Source organism: Dactylosporangium sp. NPDC049742 (genome assembly GCF_040674675.1).
Taxonomy (GTDB): Bacteria; Actinomycetota; Actinomycetes; order Mycobacteriales; family Micromonosporaceae; genus Dactylosporangium; species Dactylosporangium maewongense.
In genome coordinates this window covers 1-20,751 of the sequence record NZ_JBFANF010000114.1, presented here as the reverse complement: position 1 = coordinate 20,751, position 20,751 = coordinate 1, and the positions used below count along the sequence as shown (strand labels likewise).

General features: G+C 75.5%; 19 protein-coding genes. 2 read left to right on the top strand and 17 right to left on the bottom strand.

All coding sequences use genetic code 11. The features are described 5' to 3' along the window. From AB0J72_RS57045 to AB0J72_RS56980, 14 genes are all read right to left on the bottom strand, one after another. Window positions 1-1,423: polyketide synthase (locus AB0J72_RS57045; RefSeq protein ID WP_363417055.1), on the bottom strand; the 1,423-nt coding region annotated here is incomplete at its 3' end. After that, window positions 1,420-2,331, bottom strand: a complete 912-nt coding sequence (locus tag AB0J72_RS57040; protein ID WP_363417052.1) for a PEP/pyruvate-binding domain-containing protein — start codon at window positions 2,329-2,331, stop codon at window positions 1,420-1,422. The genes AB0J72_RS57040 and AB0J72_RS57045, both read right to left, overlap by 4 nt. Continuing rightward, window positions 2,328-4,181 (bottom strand): PEP-utilizing enzyme, encoded by a 1,854-nt coding sequence (locus AB0J72_RS57035; RefSeq protein ID WP_363417049.1) that lies wholly within the window; start codon window positions 4,179-4,181, stop codon window positions 2,328-2,330. Before AB0J72_RS57035 ends, AB0J72_RS57040 begins: the two co-directional genes overlap by 4 nt. Window positions 4,182-4,207: 26 nt before the next feature. After that, window positions 4,208-4,915, bottom strand: coding sequence for an HAD family hydrolase (locus AB0J72_RS57030; RefSeq protein ID WP_363417046.1), 708 nt, complete (start codon window positions 4,913-4,915; stop codon window positions 4,208-4,210). Window positions 4,916-4,961: 46 nt separating this feature from the next. Next, complete coding sequence (locus tag AB0J72_RS57025; RefSeq protein ID WP_360571288.1) at window positions 4,962-6,200, bottom strand: beta-ketoacyl-[acyl-carrier-protein] synthase family protein; 1,239 nt, start codon at window positions 6,198-6,200, stop codon at window positions 4,962-4,964. Continuing rightward, window positions 6,200-6,442, bottom strand: a complete 243-nt coding sequence (locus AB0J72_RS57020; RefSeq protein WP_363417043.1) for an acyl carrier protein — start codon at window positions 6,440-6,442, stop codon at window positions 6,200-6,202. Before AB0J72_RS57020 ends, AB0J72_RS57025 begins: the two co-directional genes overlap by 1 nt. Then, on the bottom strand, window positions 6,439-7,578 hold the full coding sequence (locus AB0J72_RS57015) for a beta-ketoacyl-ACP synthase 3 (protein WP_363417041.1): 1,140 nt from the start codon (window positions 7,576-7,578) through the stop codon (window positions 6,439-6,441). Before AB0J72_RS57015 ends, AB0J72_RS57020 begins: the two co-directional genes overlap by 4 nt. Continuing rightward, on the bottom strand, window positions 7,575-8,537 hold the full coding sequence (locus AB0J72_RS57010; protein WP_363417038.1) for a ScbA/BarX family gamma-butyrolactone biosynthesis protein: 963 nt from the start codon (window positions 8,535-8,537) through the stop codon (window positions 7,575-7,577). Before AB0J72_RS57010 ends, AB0J72_RS57015 begins: the two co-directional genes overlap by 4 nt. Before the next feature lie 14 nt (window positions 8,538-8,551). Then, window positions 8,552-9,676, bottom strand: a complete 1,125-nt coding sequence (locus AB0J72_RS57005) for a hypothetical protein (RefSeq protein ID WP_363417035.1) — start codon at window positions 9,674-9,676, stop codon at window positions 8,552-8,554. Next, a complete protein-coding gene (locus AB0J72_RS57000; RefSeq protein WP_363417032.1) occupies window positions 9,673-10,557 on the bottom strand; it encodes a hypothetical protein in 885 nt (294 codons plus the stop codon). The genes AB0J72_RS57005 and AB0J72_RS57000 overlap by 4 nt, the downstream gene beginning before the upstream one ends. Then, entirely contained in the window at window positions 10,554-11,174 is a 621-nt protein-coding gene (locus AB0J72_RS56995) for a DUF6182 family protein (protein ID WP_363417028.1), read from the bottom strand. Before AB0J72_RS56995 ends, AB0J72_RS57000 begins: the two co-directional genes overlap by 4 nt. Then, a complete protein-coding gene (locus AB0J72_RS56990) occupies window positions 11,168-11,809 on the bottom strand; it encodes a hypothetical protein (RefSeq protein ID WP_363417025.1) in 642 nt (213 codons plus the stop codon). The genes AB0J72_RS56995 and AB0J72_RS56990 overlap by 7 nt, the downstream gene beginning before the upstream one ends. Next, on the bottom strand, window positions 11,809-12,702 hold the full coding sequence (locus AB0J72_RS56985; protein WP_363417022.1) for a hypothetical protein: 894 nt from the start codon (window positions 12,700-12,702) through the stop codon (window positions 11,809-11,811). Before AB0J72_RS56985 ends, AB0J72_RS56990 begins: the two co-directional genes overlap by 1 nt. Continuing rightward, window positions 12,699-15,386, bottom strand: a complete 2,688-nt coding sequence (locus AB0J72_RS56980; RefSeq protein ID WP_363417020.1) for a PEP/pyruvate-binding domain-containing protein — start codon at window positions 15,384-15,386, stop codon at window positions 12,699-12,701. The genes AB0J72_RS56985 and AB0J72_RS56980 overlap by 4 nt, the downstream gene beginning before the upstream one ends. 204 nt (window positions 15,387-15,590) lie before the next feature. Here AB0J72_RS56980 and AB0J72_RS56975 point away from each other — a divergent pair, with 204 nt between their 5' ends. Continuing rightward, window positions 15,591-16,466, top strand: a complete 876-nt coding sequence (locus AB0J72_RS56975) for an LLM class F420-dependent oxidoreductase (protein ID WP_363417017.1) — start codon at window positions 15,591-15,593, stop codon at window positions 16,464-16,466. Window positions 16,467-16,937: 471 nt separating this feature from the next. On the opposite strand, the gene AB0J72_RS56970 is transcribed toward AB0J72_RS56975, so the two are convergent. The 3 genes from AB0J72_RS56970 to AB0J72_RS56960 form a co-directional block, all read right to left on the bottom strand. Continuing rightward, window positions 16,938-17,588 carry a MerR family transcriptional regulator gene (locus AB0J72_RS56970; RefSeq protein ID WP_363417014.1) on the bottom strand — a complete coding sequence of 217 codons (651 nt, stop codon included), beginning with the start codon at window positions 17,586-17,588 and terminating at the stop codon, window positions 16,938-16,940. A gap of 36 nt (window positions 17,589-17,624) precedes the next feature. Next, window positions 17,625-18,680 (bottom strand): 3-deoxy-7-phosphoheptulonate synthase, encoded by a 1,056-nt coding sequence (gene aroF, locus AB0J72_RS56965; RefSeq protein ID WP_363417011.1) that lies wholly within the window; start codon window positions 18,678-18,680, stop codon window positions 17,625-17,627. 63 nt (window positions 18,681-18,743) lie between these two features. Next, window positions 18,744-19,559 (bottom strand): TIGR03084 family metal-binding protein, encoded by an 816-nt coding sequence (locus tag AB0J72_RS56960; RefSeq protein WP_344508626.1) that lies wholly within the window; start codon window positions 19,557-19,559, stop codon window positions 18,744-18,746. 337 nt (window positions 19,560-19,896) lie between these two features. Here AB0J72_RS56960 and AB0J72_RS56955 point away from each other — a divergent pair, with 337 nt between their 5' ends. After that, entirely contained in the window at window positions 19,897-20,658 is a 762-nt protein-coding gene (locus AB0J72_RS56955; RefSeq protein WP_363417008.1) for an AraC family transcriptional regulator, read from the top strand. Window positions 20,659-20,751 lie beyond the last annotated feature (93 nt).

Sequence of the window (20,751 nt, the reverse complement as noted above, 5' to 3'; positions counted from 1 at the left end):
GGTCGCCGCCGGCCGTCACCCAGCCGGCGAGGCGGTCCGCGGTGGCGCGCAGCCCGGCCTCGGTCGCCGCGGACAGCGGGAAGAGCCGCACGCCGGCCGGCGCGGGGACCGCACGGGTCGCGGTGGGCGCCTCCTCGATGATGAGGTGCGCCAGGGTGCCGCCGTAGCCGTAGTTGCCCACCCCGGCGCGGCGCGGGCGGCCGGGCGTCCGCGGCCACGGGGTGCGGTCCCGGGTGACGCGCAGGCCCGAGCCGTCCCACGGGATGCGCGGGTTGAGGCCGGCCCGCGACAGCGTCGCGGGGATCATGTCGTGGCCGAGCGCGAGGACGAGCTTCATGACGCCAACGACGCCGGACGCCGCCTCCAGGTGGCCGAGGTTCGACTTCACGGAGCCGATGAGGCACGGCTCGCCGTCGGCCCGGCCGGCGCCGACGGTCGCGGCGAGCGCGGCGACCTCGATCGGGTCGCCGACGCCGGTGCCGGTGCCGTGCGCCTCGATGTAGCCGATGGAGTCCAGCGGCACGCCGGCGTTGCCGGCGGCCTGGCGCATCAGGTGCGCCTGGGCGGTCTCGCTGGGGGCCATGATGCCGTTGGTGCGCCCGTCCTGGCAGACGGCGCCGCCCCGCACGAGCGCGAGGACCTGGTCGCCGTCGCGGATCGCGTCGCTGTGCCGCTTCAGGACGAGCACCGCGCAGCCCTCGCTGCGGACGTAGCCGTTCGCGGCCGCGTCGAACGCCTTGGAGGTGCCGTCCGGCGACAGCGCGCCGGCGGCCTCGAGGATCAGCGCGAAGCTCGGGCTCGCCACGAGCATGACCCCGCCGGCGACGGCCAGGGACGTCTCACCGGCGCGCAGGCTCTGGCACGCCTGGTGGACGGCGACCAGCGACGCTGAGCAGGCCGTGTCGACGGTGATGCTCGGGCCGCGCAGGTCCAGGGCGTACGAGACCCGGTTGGCGACGGCGCACATCGACGCGCCGATGCCCGTCCAGGCCTCGACGTTGGGCAGGTCCTCCAGCAGCCGGCGGCCGTAGTCGTCGCAGCAGACGCCCATGAAGACGCTGCCGTCGGTGCCGGCCAGGCTCGCGGGGGCGATGCCCGCATGCTCCAGCGCCTCCCAGGCGACCTCGAGCGTGACCCGCTGCTGCGGGTCCATCAGCTCCGCCTCGCGGGGCGAGATGCCGAAGAACTCGGCGTCGAAGCCGGCGATGTCGCTCAGGTAGCCGCCGGCGCGCACGGCCCGGGCGACGGCGGCCGCGTAGGCGGGGCCCCGGGCGGCGTACGCGTCCCAGCGGCCGTCGGGCACGGCGCCGATCGCGTCGCCGCCCTCGTCCAGCAGCCGCCACAGCGCTTCCGGCGCGTCGATGCCGCCGGGCAGCCGGCAGCCCATGCCGATGATGGCGATCGGTTCGGCGCTGGTGTTCATGTCAGCCCTCCTGGACTCTGCTGGGTGGGGCCGGCGGTGACCGCCGCGCCGATCCACGCGGTGACGCCCTGCCCGGCGGCGAAGCGCGGCGGGCGGGCACGGTTGGACCAGACCGTCTCCGGGCGCCGCTGCAGCAGCACGAGCCCGTCGTCGCCGAACGCGAACTCGACGTCCTGGGCGCGGCCCTCCTCACGTTCGACGCGCTTGCCGAGCGCGGCCAGCCCGAGGACCTCGTCGTCGCTGAGGCACAGCCGCTCCCGCCGCGCGCCGGTGACCGCGACGGCGAGGTGGCCGCGGCGGTATTCGATCCGTTTGTCGCCGGCGACCCGTTCGAGGACGGTGAGGCCGACCTTGTCGACCGTCCACCGGTCCGGGGTGATCTCGCCGCCGACGACGGCGAGGCCGAGCCCCCAGCCGGCCTCCACCACGATGCGGGACCGGTCGCCGGTGACGGGGCTGACGGTGAACATGACGCCGGCGGCGCGGGCCCGGACCATCCGCTGCACCACGACCCCCATCCCGGTGCCCGGGGAGCGTGCGGTGCCGGCCCAGCACCGCCGGACGTGGTCGAGGACCGCCTCGGCGCCGGTGACGTCCAGCCAGGTGTCGAATCTGCCGGCGAGGCTGGCCGTGGTGCCGTCCTCGGTGGTGCCGCTGGAGCGCACGGCGACGGCGACGTCCTTGCCGCCGCAGAGTCGTGTGTACGACTGGCGCACGGCGTCCGCGACCGCCGCGGGCACGGTGCCGCGGGCGGCGACGAACGCCCGGTGCGCCGGCACGGTGACGACGAACCCCGGGGAGACCGGCAGCCCGGCCCTGGCCAGCCCGGCGAGCCCGGCCGCCTTCCCGCCGGCCTCGGCCGGGTCGGCGCAGGCCGGGTCGTCGAGCGCTCGGGTGAACACGGTCACGCCGCCGGTGCCGAGCCGGCGCCGGGCCCGGGCGCCGCGGCGCGCAGCACCGTGACCTCGCCGGTGGTGCCGTCGAGGCGGACCTCGTCGCCGGTGCGCAGCCGGACCGTGGCGAAGCCGGTGCCGACGACGGCCGGCAGCCCGTACTCGCGGCAGACGATCGCGGCGTGGCTCATCATCCCGCCGATGTCGGTGATCACACCGGCCACTGTGGACAGTGCGGGTCCCCACGACGGCGCGGTGATCGGGCAGACGAGGATCTCGCCGGGGCGCACGTCGCCGAGCTCGCGCTCGTCGCGCAGCAGCCGCACGGTGCCCTGCACGACGCCGGGCGACCCGCCGATCCCGCTGACGGTCGCGTCGTCGCCGCCGGTGCCGCCGAGCCACGCCTCGACCCGTTCGGTGGTGATGCCGTAGTTCATGATGGCGAACGGGTCGGTGACCTCGTCCGGCGGCAGCCCGTAGGCCGGCTGCGGCGGCGCGGCCCGCAGCGCGGCGACGATGCCGCGGCGCCGCCCGACCTCCGCCGCCCACCGCCCGGCGCCGCGCGGCGGCACCCCGATCGCCCACGACTGCACGACGTCGTGCAGGACGGCCTCGAGCTCGAAGCGGTTGAGGAAGAACAGGTCGTCGCGTTCGCGGGCGAAGCCGGCGGCGACGAGGAAGTCGCCGAGCTCCCACAGCTTGCGCCACAGCACCGTGTGCGCCCAGTGCTCGACGTGGATGTTATGTTCCTCGATGTACGGGAAGACCCGGCGGGCCAGGGCGAGCAGCTCGTCGAACTGGGCCGCCTCGTCGGGGGTGAGCAGCGCCCGGTGCTCCGCGACGATCTCGTCGCGCTCGGCCCGCAGCCTCGCCACCGGCCGGCGGATGTCCTGCCCGGCGCGCAGCCGCTCGGCGTAGCCCGCGATGCCGGCCAGGGGGATCGCCGGGTTGCCGATCCAGGTGTCCTGGTCGTGGCCGAAGCCGTACTCGGCGAAGTAGTGGAACCAGGGGTCCTTCGCCGCGTCGTAGGCGGCCAGCCAGCGCCGCCCCGCCTCGGTGCCGGCGAGCGCGTCGAACACCTTCTGCGGCGCGTCGGCGACGAGCGCGTCATCGACGCCGAGCTCCACGGCGAGCGCGGCGAGGTCGCGCAGCTCGTCGTCGGGGCGGAAGGCCAGCACGTCGATCCCGGCGACCATCCGGGCGATCCGCTGCTCGCCGATCTCCGGGAACGCCTGCTTGCAGAACTGGAAGAACGCGATGTAGCCGCCGTACCCGAGGTTGAGGAACTCGAAGTGGTGCTGCCACACCAGGAACAGGTCGTCGATCAGCCGCCGGTACGCGGCGATGACGTCCCAGCCGGTGGAGCGGCCCCGCGCCTCGGTGACGACCTCCATCGGCTCCAGCTCCGGCAGCGGCGGGAAGGACACCTGCCGCATGTCGTCGACGACGGCGCCGACCTTCGCCTTCCACCGGTCGTACAGCTCGTCCCAGTGCTGGTAGTAGTAGCCGGCGCGGGCCTGGAAGTGTTCGGCGCGGCGGGCGATCTCGTCAGGGTCGGTGACCGGGACGGGGGCGATGTACACGTAGCCGTGCTGCACCCGCAGGTCCAGGCCGAGCGACGACGGCAGGGCGAAGATGCGGGTGCTGTTCTGCCCCGCGCCGAGGTACGCGGCCTCGGCCACGACGCTGCCCAGCGGGTAGCAGCCGCGGGACCAGTGCATCGTGTCGGCGAACCACAGCCGGCCGTCCTCGGCCTGGCGGGTCTCGGCGTCGGGCACCAGGTAGTACGGGTACATCGCCGCCCAGCCCTCACCGCCGGGCGGTGGCGCGATCTCGTGGAAGGACGGGAACCGTCGCTCGGCCATGACTGACCTCCGTTCGCTGTCGCGGGTCAGTCCAGACCCTGCCAATGGGTGCCGGACGCCAGCTCCTCGTCGATCTTCTGCACGAGGTTCTGGTCGATCCGGCGGATGTCCTGCACGGTGTGCCGCACGCCGGTGCGCTCCATCTCGGCGCGCTGGAAGTTGTGCGGCAGGCTCGCCGGCACCCCGGCGAACCCGGCGCCGAGCGCCTTGCACACCTCGGCGACCCGGTTGATGTCGTCGATGAACAGCGCCTGGTGGTACTGCAGGCCGAAGACGTCCCGGACGATCTCCTTGACGCCGGGGCGCACGTCGTTGACGTCGACGTAGGGGATCTCGGGGTCGAAGTAGCGCGCGAGGTGCCCGAGGTGGGTGTCGAACGTGTACTCGCGGTGCCGCCCGCCGTAGCAGGTCAGCCGGGCGCCGGTGGCGTGCAGCGCGGCCAGCATCTCCTCGGCGCCGGGCATCACCTCGACCGGGTGGTCCTTGAGGTAGTCCTCGCGCTCGCGGAAGAACGCGGCGATGGTGTCCTTCGCCGACCACGGCAGCCGGCACGCCAGGGCCATGTTCTGCCCGGCGGCGAGCTGCGGTGAGCCCCACACGCCGCGTTCGACCTCGGCGGTGTACGTGCCGCCGTGCTTGGTGACGAACCGTTCGATGACGGGGCTGTACGTGTCGTTGAGCAGGACCCCGTCGCTGTCGATCGCGATCAGCCGGATCGTGCGCAGTGCGGTCATCGTCCCTCCAGAAGGTGTCGGTCGGGCGTTGCGGTCAGGCCGTGTTTCAGGCCCGGGTCAGCACCAGCGCCGCGTTGTGGCCGCCGAAGCCCATCGACGTGCTGACGGCGACGTCGAGCGCGGCGGCGCGCGGCGCGCCGTGGACGACGTCGAGGTCGAGCTCGGGGGCGAGGCGGGTCAGGTTCGCGGTCGGCGGCACGCTGCGATCGGCGAGGGCCAGGGCCGTGTACGCGGCCTCGATCGCGCCGGCCGCGGCGAGCGGGTGGCCGGTGACCCCCTTCGTGGACGTGACCAGCGGGCGGTCGCCGAGGACCCGGCGCAGCGTCCGGCCCTCCACGAGGTCACCGATCGGGGTGGACGGGCCGTGCGCGTTGACGTGGTCGACGTCGCCCCCGCCGACACCGGCGTCGCGCAGCGCGGCCCGCAGCGCCCGTTCGATGCCCTCGCCGCCGGGCTCGGGCGCGGTCGGGTGATGGGCGTCGGTGCTGGCGCCGTACCCGCGGACGACGGCGTGGATCGGGGCGGTGCGGGCGCGGGCGTCCTCCTCCCGCTCCAGGACCAGCACGGCGGCGCCCTCGGCGGGCACGAACCCGTCGCGGTCGGCGTCGAACGGCCGCGACGCCCGGGCCGGGTCGGCGGACCGCCCGGACAGCGCGCCCATCCGGCCGAGCCCGGCGACGGCGAGCGGGGTCAGCGCCGCCTCGGTGCCGCCGGCGAGCACGACGTCGCAGTCGCCGCTGCGCAGCAGCTCCCGGGCCGCGCCGACGGCGGTCGCCCCGGACGCGCACGCGGTCGCGGTCACCCAGCTCGGGCCCTTCGCGCCGACGTCGATCGCGACCTGCCCGGCGACCATGTTCACCATGTACATCGGCACCGTCAGCGGCGAGACCTGCCGCGGCCCGCCGTCGAGCAGGGCGGCCTGCGCGGCGAGCAGCGCGGAGATGCCGCCGAGGGAGTTGCCGATCACCACGCCGACGCGGGCGCCGTCCCAGGTGCGCGGGTCGCGGCCGGCCCCGGCGAGGGCCTGCCGGGCGGCGACGATCGCGAACTGCACGAAGCGCTCCAGCTGCCGTGCGGTGAACCCGCCGAGCAGCGCGCCGGGGTCGAAGCCCGGGACCCGGCAGCTGAAGTCGACCGGGCCGCCGGCGAGGCCGGGGTCCGGCGCGGCGCAGGAGACGCCGGACCAGACCCGCTCGCGGTTGGCGGCGACGCCGATCCCGGCCGGCGTCACCAGGCCGAGGCCGGTGATCGCCGCGCCGAAGCCGGGCCGGGTCGCGGGCGGCATCAGGCCACCGCTCCCCTGGCGGCGAGCACCCCGGCGGCGTCGGTGACGGTCATCGTGTCGTGCAGCGCCCCGTCGTCGAGCGGCACCCGGAACTGGTTGCCCAGCACCAGGATCAGCTCGACGAGCACGAGCGAGTCGAAGTTCAGGTCGGCGAAGGTCGCGCCGGGGCGCAGCGCACCCGCGTCGACCTTGAAGTCCTCCACCAGGATCTCGGCGATCCGTGCCTCGATGGCCTGCATCATCGTCCTCTCGGCTGGTCGGTCCCGCCGCCGGACCGGCGGCGCACGGCGGCTGGCGGCTCGGTCGGCTCCGGCCCCTCCACCGGGGCGGTCTCGGGGACGGCGGGGGGCGGGGGTGTGGGCAGGTCGGGCCAGACAGTCGCGGCGGAGCCCCAGGTGAGGCCGCCGCCGAACGCGGCCAGGACCACCCGGTGCCCGGGCCGCAGGTGCCCGCCGGCCATGCCGTCCGCGAGCGCGAGGGGCACCGACGCGGCGACCGTGTTGCCGACGGTGGCGATGTTGCTGACGAACCGCTCGGCCGGCACCCGCAGCTCGCGGGCGACGGCGGCGAGGATGCGGGCGTTGGCCTGGTGCAGCACCCAGCGGTCGACGTCGCCGGGCGCCCAGCCCGCGTCGGCGGCGCTGTCCCGGGCCGTCGCCGCCATCCGCGTGACGGCCTGGCTGAACACGGCCCGCCCCTGCATGCGGAAGTACAGGTCGCTCTCCTTGACCGGCTGCCCGGTGGCCCGCTGGCGGGACCCGCCGCCGGGGATCTCGATCAGCCGGTGCCGTGCGCCGTCGCTGCCGAGCCGGACGCCCGCCAGCGCGCCGGGTTCGCCCGCGGCGCCGGCGCGCAGCACGACCGCGCCCGCGCCGTCGCCGAAGACCGCCCGGGTGGTGAGGTCGTCGGGGTCGAGCACCGTGGTGAACGCGTCGGCCCCGATCACCAGGGCGCTGCGCGCGGTGCCGGCGGCGAGGAGACCGGCCGCGGCGCCGAGCGCGTACAGGAAGCCGGTGCACACCGCCCCGACGTCGAACGCGGCCACCGGCCCGAGCCCGAGCCGCACCGCGACCTGCGGGGCGACCGCCGGGCTGAGCTGGTCGGGCGTGCCGGTCGCCACGACGACCGCGTCGACCCCGCCGAGGCCGGCGCTGGCGAGCGCCCGCCGGCCGGCGGCGACGGCGAGGTCGCCGGTCGCCTCGCCGGGGCTCACCACGTGCCGCCGCTCGATGCCGGTGCGGGTCCGGATCCACTCGGCGTCCGCCTCCCACCAGGCGACGAGCTCCTCGTTGGGCACGGCGACCGCCGGCAGGCACGCGCCGATCCCGGCCACCACCGCGGCCGGCGCCGCGCCGGCCCGCGCCACATCGCGCGTCATCGTGGGCTCCGGTGCTCGGCGGCGACCGTGATCCGGGCGGTGGCCACGTCGGCGCCGGACTGGGTGCAGCGCACGTCGACGGTCCAGCCGGCCGGGCCCGCGCCGACCGGCTCGGCGGTCAGCGTGAGGGGCAGGTCGAGCTCGGCGTACCGGGCGAAGGCGGCGTCGAGGGCGACGAGGCTCGTGCGGTCGGGCCCGGCGCCGCCCCACGCGTGGGTGGCGAGGACGGCGAGCTGCCGGGCCGCCTCGGTGAGCACCATCGCCGGCACGTGGTCCTGGGCGTGGTCGAACAGGCTCGGGTTCTCCACCGGCACCCGCAGCCGCGCGGTGACCGGCCCGCCCGCCGCGCCGACGTCCAGCAGCACCGCGTCGGTGGCCCGCAGCCGGCCGACCCGCCGCGGGTCCACGGGCACGCCCGAGGTCGGCGGCAGGTTGTCGGAGCTCGGCGGCGGGTCGCCGCCGGGGCGGGCGCGGCGGCGCAGGGAGGCGTAGGCGGCGGCGGTCACGTAGCGCACGTCCATCCGGACCTGCCCGACCCACGCGTGCCGCGCCCACAGCCCGAAGTCGTAGCTCAGGCCGCTGAGCCGCCCGCCGATGCGGGTCTCGCCGCCGGTGCCGGCGGTCAGCTCCAGCTCGGTCGGGTCGTCGCCGGGCGCCGTGACGGGGAACCGCGCGGACCACTCCCGCAGCACGAACCGGTCGCCGGCGGGGACGCCGAACAGCACGTGCGCGGCGTACGTCTCGGCCTGCCGGGCGCACTCCAGCAGCAGCATCGGGTCCAGGTCGCGGCTCGGGCCGGTGTGCCCGCCGTAGTGCGGGTGCGCCGGCGGGAGCAGCGCCGCGGCGACGAACCCGCCGTCGCCGGTGGGCACCAGGTCGGCGAGGAACGTCTCGCCGGCGTGCCGGCGGTGCAGCAGCGTGCGGTCCACCGTCGTGGCGTACCGGAGCGGCGTCGACATCGAAGCTCCTCTCCTCAGACCAGGACCGGGTCGCCGACCACGGCCGCGAGCAGGGCGGCGGCCGGGCTCACCGGATCGCGGGCGAACAGGGTGGTGAGGCATCGGTGCGGGTCGGCGTAGGGCGCCGGGCCGGCCAGCCGGCGGGCCGCGGCGGCGACCTCGGCCGCGGCGGGTGGCGGGCCGCCGACCTCGTCGAGCAGCCGGCCGGCCCGCCGCACCCAGCGGTGCAGGTGCCGCCGCGAGAACGAGTCCGGCGTGGTGCGGCTCAGCCCGGCCACGAGGTAGCAGCGCAGCCCGAGCGCGACCGCGGCGGCGCCGTGCTCGGCCCGCAGCGGGCCGGCGTAGTCGTCGAGGGTGTACCCGCGCCAGTCGCCGTGCCGGGCCGCCCGGGCGATCCCGCCGATCGGGACGCGCGGGAACTCCAGGCGGGTCACCCGCGCCCCGAGCACGCTCAGCACGTGGGCGATGATGCGGTAGTCGGTGCGCAGCTCCACGTCGTGCAGCAGGACCACGTGGTCGTGGCCGGGCAGCCGCGGCACCAGCTCGCCGAGCGTCGACATCAGGTAGTTGGCGTGCCCGTCGGCGGTGACGGCGGTGCGCAGCGGCAGGCCGGCGGCGGTCGCGTCGAGGAACACCGGCGCGCCGAACGGCCGGCCGTCGACGCAGACGTGATGCCGCGTCAGCAGGCGCACGAGGTCGCCGGCCGGCAGCACGGGCGGCCGGGGGTCGGTCAGGCCGGCGTCGGTCATGCCGAGGTCGCGGTAGTGCCGCCGCCAGATCTCCAGCACCCGCAGGCTCGCCGGGTGCGCCCAGCCGCCGGCGGCGCGGCGCACGTACGGCGCGATGGCCGCGGCCGGCGCCCGGGGCGAGCGCTGGAACTGCACGTACAGCTCGCCGATCCCGGCCTCGCCGAGCGCGTCGAACGCGACGTCCGGGTGCCGGCGGTCCAGGTACTCCCAGAAACCGGCGACCTGCCGGCTGCCGGCGTGCGCGAGGGGGTGGTACAGCAGCGTGACGTCCGTGAACGCCGACGTCGCCCGGTGGAGCACGTCCGCGGAGAGCAGCAGCTTCAGGTGCGACGGGGTGAGCGGCTTCGTCGGGCTGGCGGTCACCGGCGCCACCAGCACCTTCCCGGTCACCGGACAACCTCGCGATCGGTGGCGGCGAGCGCGGCCCGCAGGCGGGCGATCGTCGCCTCGGCCTCCGGCACCGTGCAGTAGCCGGGGCTGGCGATGAAGCCGCGGCCGCTGGGCACGTCGCCGACCCGCGGCACCAGCCACGTGTGGAAGTGCTCGGCGCCCTCCATGCAGGAGAACACGTGGACCCGCGGCGCGCCGGTCGCCTCCTTCAGCGGCCCGACGAACCGGCGGATGAGCGGGCCGATCGCGGCCGTCTCCGCGTCGTCCATCTCCGCGAAGTCCAGGAAGTGCCGGTAGGACTCGATGAGCAGCGTGCCGGCGGGCCAGTAGGCGGTGGGGCCGTGCCCGACGCGGAACATGCCGTCGGCGACGAGGTAGCCGCCGGGCGGCGCGGTCGTGCCGCCGTACGCCGGGAGGGTGCCGCCCTTGTACTTGACGCAGATGAGGCACTCGTGCGGGATCGGCGCGTGGTGGCTCAGCAGCCGGCTGAACGGGTCGCGGAACTGGGCGAGCGGCTCCAGCTGCGCGTGCCGCATGTACCAGTCGTCCAGGGCCGCGGCGGCGCCGGCCGGGTCCGCGACCCGCTGCGCCTGCACCGCCTCCCAGCGCCCGCGGGCCTGCTCGGCGTCGACGCCCTCCAGCCGGGCGACGTCCTCCCACGAGCCGCCGCCGGCGCGGACGTGGTGGACGATGGCGTCGCGCAGCAGCGGCAGCTCACCGGAGAGCAGCGCCCACAGCCGTTGCGGGACGTCGGGGTCCGGCGCGGCGACGGCGACGCGGAACTCCTCGGCGAGGTCCCGCAGCCGCGTGGAGAGCGCGAGCCGGGCCAGGTCGGCGTCGGTGAAGTTGGTGACGTCCACGGTGGTGCCTCCGCTCGTCATGAGATCTCACTCAGCCAGGTGTACGGCCGCAGCGCCCCGCCCGGGCCGGGCAGCACGCGCGCGTACGCGGCGGCACCGAGGCCGGCCGGGTCCAGGTCGGGCCGGTGCAGCAGCCGCAGCGGCTCGTCCGGGTCGAGCCGGTCCAGCAGCACCGCCTCGGCGACCGTGTGGTGCAGGTGCACCAGATAGTCCACAAGGGACAGACCGGCGGTAGCGATCCACAGTGGACGGCCGGTGGTGCCGTCGGGCAGCTTCGGCAGCCGGCCGGTGACGGGCCGGAGCAGCCGGACCGGCCCCGGCCGGTGCGTGCCGGTGAAGGGCCCGAGCCAGGCGGCGCCGCCGGCGCTGCGGCGCACGTCGCCGGGGCGCAGGTTCACCGGGTCGCCGAACAGGAACACCGTCCGCGTCCAGGACCGCCGCCACCGGTCCGCCTCCGCCGTGCCGAGCCCGCCGGCGAAGCGGGCCGCGCCGGCGGCCAGGCCGGCCGGGTCGAGCTCGCGCAGCACCACCAGCACGGTCGTGTCGGCGGGCTCCGGCGTCGCGCCGCCGGTGACCCAGTTGACCCGATCGGCCAGCAGGTCCGCCAGGGCGACCCCGCGCGGGGCGCCGGTCAGCATCGCGGCGCCCCGATCGCGGCGGCCACCTTGGCGAGGACGGCGTCGGGGCCGGCGGTCGCGTCGAGCACGGTGACCGGCAGGTCGCGGATCTCGGCCAGCATGGCGGTGCGCAGGTCCCGCTGCATGCGGACGAACCCGTCGCGGGTGGCGGCCGGGCCGTAGTGCTCGAACGCCGTGGCCCGCGCGCCCTCCCCGGACCGCTGCCAGGTGACCTCGGGCGGGACGTCGAGGTAGACCACGCCGGCCGGCTGCGGCATGGCCCGCCACGCGGCGAACGTCGGCTCGTGCGTGACGCCCAGCAGCGTGCACGCGGCGAGCACCTTGTAGTAGTAGGAGTCCATCACGACCGGGCCCGCGTCCGGGTCTGCCGCCGCGACGCGGCGCAGCAGCTCGTCGCGCTGGTGCAGGATCACGGCGTGCAGCACCGTCAGGACCAGCTCGGCGGAGTACCGGGTGCCGGCGTGGCGCAGCGCCTCGTCGACCCAGCAGCCGCGCAGCGTCCGTACCAGGGGATGCGCCTCGACGAAGGCGTCGTCGTGCGACACGACCTGCCAGCCGACCTCGTCGCGCACCCGGGCGAGGGCCGAGGACTTGCCGGCGAAGTCGGGGCCGAGCAGCACCCAGAAGTCCGTCATCAGAGGTGCCCTTTCGTGAGCCAGCCGACGAGCAGGAAACTGGTGTACATCGCCGGCACGTAGGCCAGCGTCGGCAGCAGCGGCCAGCGGGTCGCGCCGGCGGCGAACCGGGCCGCGGCGAGCCCCGGCAGCAGCAGCGGGGCGAGGATCAGCCAGCCCCACCCGTCGCCGTGCCACGGCCGCAGCGCCACGAGCACGATGACGGTCGCGGCGAGGGCGGCCCCGAACGCGGCGAGGGACGTGCCGTCGGGGCCGAGGACGGTGACGTAGCTGCGCTCGCCGTCGCCGGGCGCCCGGGTCGCCTTGCGCCCCAGCTCCATGCACAGCGCCGCGACGGTCACCGCCAGGATCACGACCGGCCCGGACCCGTCGGCCCGCACGCCTTCGGCGCGCAGGAAGCCCACGTACACGTACAGGCTGAGCATCGACAGGATCGGCAGGTTCACCGCGAGCTGCAGGACGAGCTGCCCGCGCCGCGGCCAACCGGCCCGCCGTTCGAGCGTCACGACGAGCGTCGTGTAGGCCATCTGCCCGGCGAGGACGGCCAGCGCGGCGCCCCGGCCGGCGTTCAGCGCGAGCAGGGCCACGCTGCCGGCGGCGACGAGCAGCACCAGGTCCCGCTCCGCGACGAGGCCGCTGGGCAGGGGGCGGCCCGGGTTGACCCGGCGGTCGTAGTCGGCGTCGCGGATGTCGTCCAGCGCCCGGATCAGCAGCATCGTGACGACCAGCGTCACGCTGGTGACGACCAGCTCCCGGTCGGGCCGCCACACGCTCACCGGCGCGCTCAGGCAGGCGAACAGGGCGGTCAGGCCGAGCGCCCACGACAGCGTGTACGGCAGCTGCACCGACGGGCGGTAGGCGGCCGCGACGTAGCGGCCCCACCGGCCGATCACGGCGCGCCGTCCAGGATCCGCACGACGCCGGCGGCGCCGTCGACCTCCAGCAGCGCCCCGTCGGGGATGCGGGTGGTGGCGCCGGCGACGGCGACGACGGTCGGGATGCCCAGCAGCCGCCCGGTGACGGCGGTGTGCGACAGCAGGGTGCCGCGCTCGACGACGAGCGCCTTCGCCGACATCATCAGGAACAGCCAGCCCGGGTCGGTCTCGCGGGCGACGAGGATGCGGTCGCCGGTCTCCTCCGCGGTGACCGACGGGTCGAGCACGACCATGGCCCGGCCGCGGACCGTGCCGGCGCTGGACGCCAGGCCGGTCAGCACGGCGCTGTCGTCCACATCGGACGCCGGCTGCGCCACATCGGTGAGGGCGAGCGTCAGCGGCCGGTCCGCGGCGGTCTCCAGCCGGGCCGGCAGCTGCCGGTCCTCGGCCGTCCACCGCTCCCGCTCCGCCGCCCGGACCGCGGCCAGCCCGCGCAGGTCGGCGCCGGCCAGGGTGCCGTCGAACGCGCCGAGCACCTCCTCGACGGTCAGGTCGAGCACGTCGCGGGGCCGGTCGAGGCGGCCCGCGGCGACCAGGTGCTCGCCCTGACGCAGCAGCAGCGCCCGCAGGTCGCCGATGAGCTGGCTGCGGCAGAACCTGGTGTCCTCCCGGTTGCGCAGGAACGTGCGCATGGCGTCGAACAGGAACCGCAGCACGGCCCGCTTGACCGGGTTGCGGCAGTGCCGGCGCAGCTCCTGCCACGCCTCCGCGCGCACCCGCTCCCCCGTGGCGACGCTGGCGGCGACGGTGCGGCCCTGGCGCAGGTACGCCCGGACGGCCGGCAGGACCGTCCACGGCGTCTGCCGGGGCGTCACCGACTCGAGCTTGTTGTCCTGGATGGCGCGGTCGCCGTAGCGTTCGACGTGCTCGCGCAGCAGGACCGCGACGGTGTCGCCGTAGGCGCCGCCGCTCAGCCGCGCCCAGAGCCGCTCGGTGTCGTCCCCAGCCGCCATCAGCGCGTCCCGCAGCGGCGGCACGTCCGCCACGTGCTCGGCGATCGCGACCAGCGAGTGCACGGCGAGCGCGGAGCGGTTGACGGCGCCGCCGCTGAGCATGCCGTTGAGGACGCTGCGGTCCGCGTCCGGCGCCCACCGGCGCAGCGCGCCGTTCGCCGCCCACGTGGACGCGAAGAGCGCCAGCCCGTTGATCAGGGTCAGGCCCCAGCGCTCGCCGACCTCCGTCCACAGTGTCCGGTAGGCGGCCACCACCTCCGACGGGCTCATCCGGGCCACGTCCAGGTTCGCGTGCCGCTCGTCCCACCAGCCCAGGAACTCCCGGATGCGGCGCGGATGGCCGGCCAGCCGCCAGCCGATCTCGGCCAGGCTCAGCACCTTCGTCACCGGGCCCACGCGACGGCGCCCCGGGTCCCGCCCGGCCAGCCCGAGGCCCTGCTCCCAGGTCGGGAAGAGCGGGCGGAAGCAGCGCATCATGCGGTGCAGCCGGTACCAGTTGTCGATGGCGTAGTAGATGTGCCCGTCGAGGTACCCGATCATCTGCCCCAGCAGCGGCCGGTTCGCGCGCAGCGTCTCGGCGGGCACGCCCATCCTGCGGTACAGGTCGGTGAACCCGGCCTCGATGAGCGCCCGGCCCATCGAGTAGGTCAGCGCGCAGCTGACGCCGGGGAACGTCTCGGTCGCGTTGTTGTTGTCCCACAGCAGGGTCGGTGCCGCCGCGGCGCTCACCACCGGCCGAGCCTGGACGAGGTGGACCCGCCCGTCGGCGGTGATGGTGCCCTCGATGTCCTGCGGGCCGCCGAAGTGCGCCTCCACCCGCAGCGCCAGCGCGGCCAGGTCGAGCACCTCGGCGTCGCTGAGCACCGGCAGCGCCGCGCGGTCGGGGTCGACGGGGATGTCCACGACGCCGGCCTCCGGGCGCAGCGGGTCGCGCCCGACGGCGCGGGTCTTCGTCTCGACCCGCGCCTCGACCGCGCGGGTGCCGCGGTCGACGAAGAAGTGGTCGACGTCGGCCTTCTCCTGCACGACGCCCTCGCCGATGCCGTACGCGGCGGCGATGACGCACCGATCGGCGCCGTCGCGCGGGTCGCGGGTGAACGCGACGAACGACCGCTCGCCGAGCACCATGCGCTGCACGCCGACGGCGACCCGGGCGGCGAGCGGGTCCATGCCCTTGTGCAGCCGGTAGAGCACCGCCTCGGGGTTGAACGCCGACGCCCAGCAGTCCGCGACCCGGTCGGCGACGTCGGCGCGGCGCACGTACAGGAAGCTGTCGCTGAGACCGGCGAACGGGTCGGCGGCCGAGTCCTCGCCGACGCCGCCGGCCGCGGGCACCACGCAGGCGCGGACCGCGACCAGCCCGCCGGGGCCGGCGATCGCGTCGAAGCGCTCGTCCAGCAGCCGGCGCAGCGCGTCCGGGACGCCGGCGCGGCGGACCGTCTCGCGCAGCTCCCGCGCCCGGTCGACGGTCGCGCCGCCGGTGCCGGCGGCCTCGCCGGCGGCGGCCAGCACCGGCCCGACGACGGCGTCGAACACCGGGGCCGGCACGCACAGCAGCGGCGGGATGGTGAACCCCGCGGCCGCGAGCTCGGCCTGCCGGGCGAACTTGTTGCCGCACAGCGCGGGGTCCGCGAGCGTGCCGGCGTCCTCGGCGAGCCAGTCGAGCTGGGCCAGGTCATGGTTGTCCAAGGCGATCCCCCCGAAGTCGCTGTGTGCTGGTGCCGGCAGATCACGCGTGCGCCGCGAGTCTGCGGCGGGAATCTGCGGATGAACGCGACGTGAACGCGATGAGGAAAGTCAATCACGAGGGGCCGTGCGGCAACTTCTCGTGCAGTGCTCAATCGACCTTCGTGCACTTCCGCCGCCGCGACGGCGCGCCGTAGGTTCGGCGGCATGAAGATTGGCCTGCACATCGCGGACTTCACCTATCCGGCCGGTCCCGCGGGTCTCGCCGACGACCTGACCCGCATCGTCGTCGCCGCCGAGGAGGCCGGCTTCGCCCGGGTCAGCGTCATGGACCACGTGTGGCAGATCCCGGCCGTCGGGCCCGTGCACCACGACATGCTGGAGGCCTACACGACGCTGGGGTTCATCGCCGCGCGGACGTCCACTGTGGAGCTTCTCGCCTGGGTCAGCGCGGTCACGTACCGGCACCCGGGCATGCTCGCGAAGCTCGTCAGCACCCTGGACGTGCTGTCGAAGGGGCGCGCGTGGCTCGGCATCGGCGCGGCCTGGAACGGCGAGGAGGCGGCCGGGCTCGGGCTGCCGTTCCCGCCGCTGGGCGAGCGCTTCGAGCGGCTCGACGAGACCCTGCGGATCTGCCGGCAGATGTGGAGCGGCTCCGAGGCGCCGTTCGAGGGCCGCCACTACACGCTCGGGCGCACGCTGAACGCGCCGCAGCCGCTGCGCCGCCCGCCGATCCTCATCGGCGGCGGCGGTGAGCGCCGCACCCTGCGCCTGGTCGCCCGGCACGCCCAGGCGTGCAACCTGTTCGCCGGCACCGACCTGGCGCACAAGCTCGACGTGCTGCGCGGGCACTGCGCCGCCGAGGGCCGCGACTACGACGAGATCGAGAAGACGGTCCTGGTCCAGCTGGACCCCGGCGACCGCGGCGAGCACATCGACGCGCTGCGCGCCCAGCTGGAGGGCTTCGCCGCGCTCGGCTTCGCCGAGGCGCACTGCTGGCTGCCCCGGATGTGGCAGACCGAGCGCCTGGCGCTGCTGGGCCGCGAGCTCGTCCCCGCCGCCGCGGCCCTGCACCGACAGTGAGGATGTAGGTGAGTCCCGCACCGGTCGGTCTGACCCTTGCACTGACTGACTGCGGGTCCTGAACGGGATCTGTCGACTGTGCCGGTGCGGGACCCACCTGAAACACCGCGACGGACGCGTCGAAGCGCTGCGGAATCTGCGCGCGGCCACCGCTGCGCGATCGCGCACCGCGCCGACATCCAACGCCGCCTTCGCGCCCTGATCGTCACCACCCCGACCAGCTACGGCAGCAGCTGCGCACCCTCACCCCGGTCGAACTGGTCCGCACCCGCCCCGCACTGCGCCCGGACCGCGACCACGCCGGCGAGCCATCCACCGCGGCGAAACTCGCCCTGCGGCAGCTGGCCCGCCGCCACGCCCAGCTCAGCCAGGACATCACCGACCTCGACGAACTCATCACCCCGCTCGTGGCCGAGATCAACCCCAAACTGGTGGCGGGGCACGGGCCGGGGCGCGGAGGCAGGCCGGCGGCTACGCGGCCGCGGACGGTGCCGGGGCGGGCGGCACCGGCGCCGGCTTCCCCGGCGTGGCCCGCTCGGCGCGGGTGGAGAGGTGGTGCTCGACGGCGAGGCGGCGCAGGGCGTCGAACGCCGCGTCGAGGGTCACCAGGCGGGCCATCAGCGTCGCCCGGCCCGGCTCCGCGGGCAGCAGCTCGAGCTGCCGGGCGACCAGCCGCTCGGCGGTGTCGGCCAGCACGGCCAGGTCGGCGCCGTCGAGCAGGGCGACGGCGTGGGCGAGCAGGTCGCGCTCGGGCCCGTCCGGCTTGACCTGCCAGCCGCAGCGGTCCAGCAGCGCGTCGACCTCGGCGGGCGCGGTCGCGGGCGTCGGCGTCTCGGTCGTCGGCGGCCGGACGCCGCGCGCCCGGCCGAGGACGCCGTAGAGCTCCGCGGTGGGGACCGCCGGGTTGTCGAGGGCCTGCAGCACCTCACCGGCCGCGGCGATGCTGAGCTGGCCCATGCCGGTCAGCACCCGGATCAGCCGGAGCCGGGCCAGGTGCGCGTGGCCGTACACGGCCTGGTTGCGCGCGGTGGGGGTGCCCGGCGGCAGCAGGCGCTCCCGCAGGTAGAACTTGATCGTCGGCACCGGGACGCCGCTGCGACGGCTGAGTTCGGAGATGCGCATCGCACTGGGCATGGGCTTCCTCATCCGTAGCGGTGGTCAGCCGGCGAGCCGGTAGCGCGGGGCGGCGGTGGCGCGGCCCAGCACGGTGGTGAGGTCGTCGAGCTGGCGGGCGAGCGGCACCAGCTCGGGACCGGTCAGGGCCTGGCCCCCGTCGCAGCGGGCCTGCTCGGGGCGCGGGTGCACGTCGATGATGACGCCGTCGGCGCCGGCCGCCACCGCGGCGCGGCTCAGCGGCGCGACCAGGTCGCGGCGGCCGCCGGAGTGCGACGGGTCGACGATGACCGGCAGGTGCGACAGGTGCTGCACCAGCGGGACCGCGGCGATGTCGAGGGTGTTCCTGGTCGCCGGCTCGAAGGTCCGGATCCCGCGCTCGCACAGCACGATGTCGAGGGTGCCGGCGCGCGCGATGTACTCCGCGGCCATCAGCCACTCCTCGATCGTGTTCATCATGCCGCGCTTGAGCAGCACCGGCCGGCCGGCCGCCCCGACCGCCTGCAGCAGCGGGAAGTTCTGCATGCTGCGCGTGCCGATCTGGAGCATGTCGGCGTAGCTGGCGACCAGCTCGACGTCGCGGACGCTCAGCACCTCGGTGACGACCGGCAGCCCGGTGCGGTCGCGGACGTCGGCGAGGATCTTCAGGCCCGCCTCGCCGAGGCCCTGGAAGGCGTACGGCGACGTGCGCGGCTTGAACGCCCCGCCGCGCAGCATGGTCGCGCCGGCCGACCGGGCGATCTGCGCCGCCTCGGTCGTCTGCGCCGCCGACTCGACGGCGCAGGGGCCGGCGATGAGGGTGAACGTGCCGGGGCCGATCGTCACGCCGCCGACCTCGACGGCGGAGCGTTCCGTGCGGTGTTCGCGGCTGACCAGCTTGTAGGAGGTGGAGACCCGCCGGACCCGGCCGACCCCGCGCATCTCGTCGATGCGGAGCGTGTCGATGAGCGCCAGGTCGCCGGTGACGCCGATGAAGGTCCGCCCGGACCCACCGGCGACGCTGAGGCGGCCCACGCTCGCTTCGCCGCCCGCCGACTCGACGGCCGCGACGACGGCGTCCACGTCGTCGGCGGTCGCGTCCGGGGACATCACGATGACCATCAGCGACATTCCTCTCGTCGGCGCGCACCGCCGGGCACGGCGCCCGGCGGTGCGGGCGGGTCGTCAGGCGAGCTGGTGGGGCTTCGCGAACTGTCCGGGCGCGCGGCCCTTGCCGGCCGGGCCGCGGTAGGCCTGGGCCACCTCGAGCCACGCCTGCGCGTCGGCGCCGGTGGCGACGAGGTCGAGGTCGGCGTGGTGCCGGCGGCGGGTCGCGAGGAGGCACAGGTCGACGGCGGGGCCGGTGATCGTCTGGGTCGCGTCGTCCGGCCCGAACACCCACTGGGCGCCGGAGGGCGCGGTGACCTCGAAGCGGAACTGCCCGGCCGGCGGGGTCATGTCGTTGGACTGGTAGCCGAACTCCCAGGTGTGCACGACGAAGCCGACGACCCGCTTGAGGCGGTCGGTGTGCTGCCGCTGGACCCCGAGCCCGTCGGCGATGTCCTGGCCGTGGGCGAAGAGCTCGGTCATGCCGGCCGCGCACAGCACGGGGGCGGGGATGGGCCGGACGAGCCACGGCACGAGGGTGCCGTCGGCGACGCCGGCGAGGGCGGCGGTGCCGGCGTCGCGCTCGGCCCGCCAGCGGGCGACCAGCGCCTCGCGGGGCAGCACGAGGTACTCCTCCAGCGCGGCGTTGACGGCCTTGTCGAAGGCGCCGAAGCCGGTGCCGATCCGCTGGGTCAGGGCGGTGAACGCCTCCGGGGTGCCGGCCGCCAGGCCCGCGATGCGGAAGACGAATGCGAGGTGGCCGACCTGGTGGGCCACGGTCCAGCCTTCGGCGGGAGTCGGCAGCGTCCACTGGGACTCGTCGAGGTCGGCGACCATGCGGTCGACGGCCTCGGCGTCGGCGGTGAGGTCGGCGATCACGTCCTGTGCGGTCACGGTTCAGCCTCCGGTCGAGTGGGTACGCGGGGAGCGGGTCGGATGGACGAATCAAGCCTGCGGCGGGCGGGGCGCCGTGTCTTCTCCGCCTGTGCCGTGTGGCGACCGTGCCGTTCCACGGGCCGGTTCGCGGGCCTGCCAGCGCGCCTGCCGCCGCACCGCCGCTGGAGCGCCGCTGAAGTCTCGCTGGAGCGTCGCTGGACTCCGCGTATTCGCAGCCTGTGGGGCCTTTCGAGCGCCGCTTGCCGGACGTTGCCGGTGCCGATCCGGCAGTCATACGGTCACAGAACGCAGCACACGTTCGGTCGTTGCGAACCACCGCCGAATGGAGAGAGCCATGGACAGTGTTTCGGAACGGGCCGTCGGGCGAGCGATCGACGTGATGGTGGCCAATCTGGGCGAGCCACTCACGATCGACGACATGGCCGCGAGTGCGATGTTCAGCAAGTTCCACTTCACGCGGGTGTTTCAGCGCGTCACCGGGGTGTCCCCGGGCCGCTTCCTGTCGGCGCTGCGGCTGGAGGAGGCGAAGAAGCTCCTCGTGTCGACGCCGTGGACGGTCGCCGACATCAGCCACCGGGTCGGCTACAACAGCATCGGCACGTTCAGCTCACGGTTCAAGAGCAGCGTCGGGGTGTCGCCGACCGAGTACCGCCGCCTCGGCGGCCGGGACGTCCGCTCACCCCGCTCCCCCTACGACCGCCCGGGCGGCGCCACCATCCACGGTCAGGTCATGCCGGCCGGCGACCGCGAGATCGGCGTCGTCTTCATCGGCCTGTTCCCGGACCGGATCCCGCAGGGCCGCCCGACGCGGTGCGCGACCCGGCGCGGCCCCGGCCGGTTCGTCATGGAGCACGTACCGGCCGGCACCTGGCACATGATGGCCCACTCGGAGCCGGTGGGCGGGTCGCCGATGCTGGTCGGCATCGAGGGCCCGATCGTCGTGCACCACGACGGCGACCGGCTGCTGGCGAACCTGTGCCTGCGCCCCAGGTCGGTCTTCGACCCGCCGATCCTCACCGCCCCGCTCAACTCGCGGGCGCTGAACGTCCAGCACCTGCCGCTGAACGCCGACGTGGTCCTGCCGGCGGCCGCATGAGGATGGCTTCCCCAGCGCGCGCCCGTCGGGACCTCGATCCGCGACGGGCGCGCACGTGGCCCGGCCGGGCGGGGGCGACCCCCCCGCCCGGGG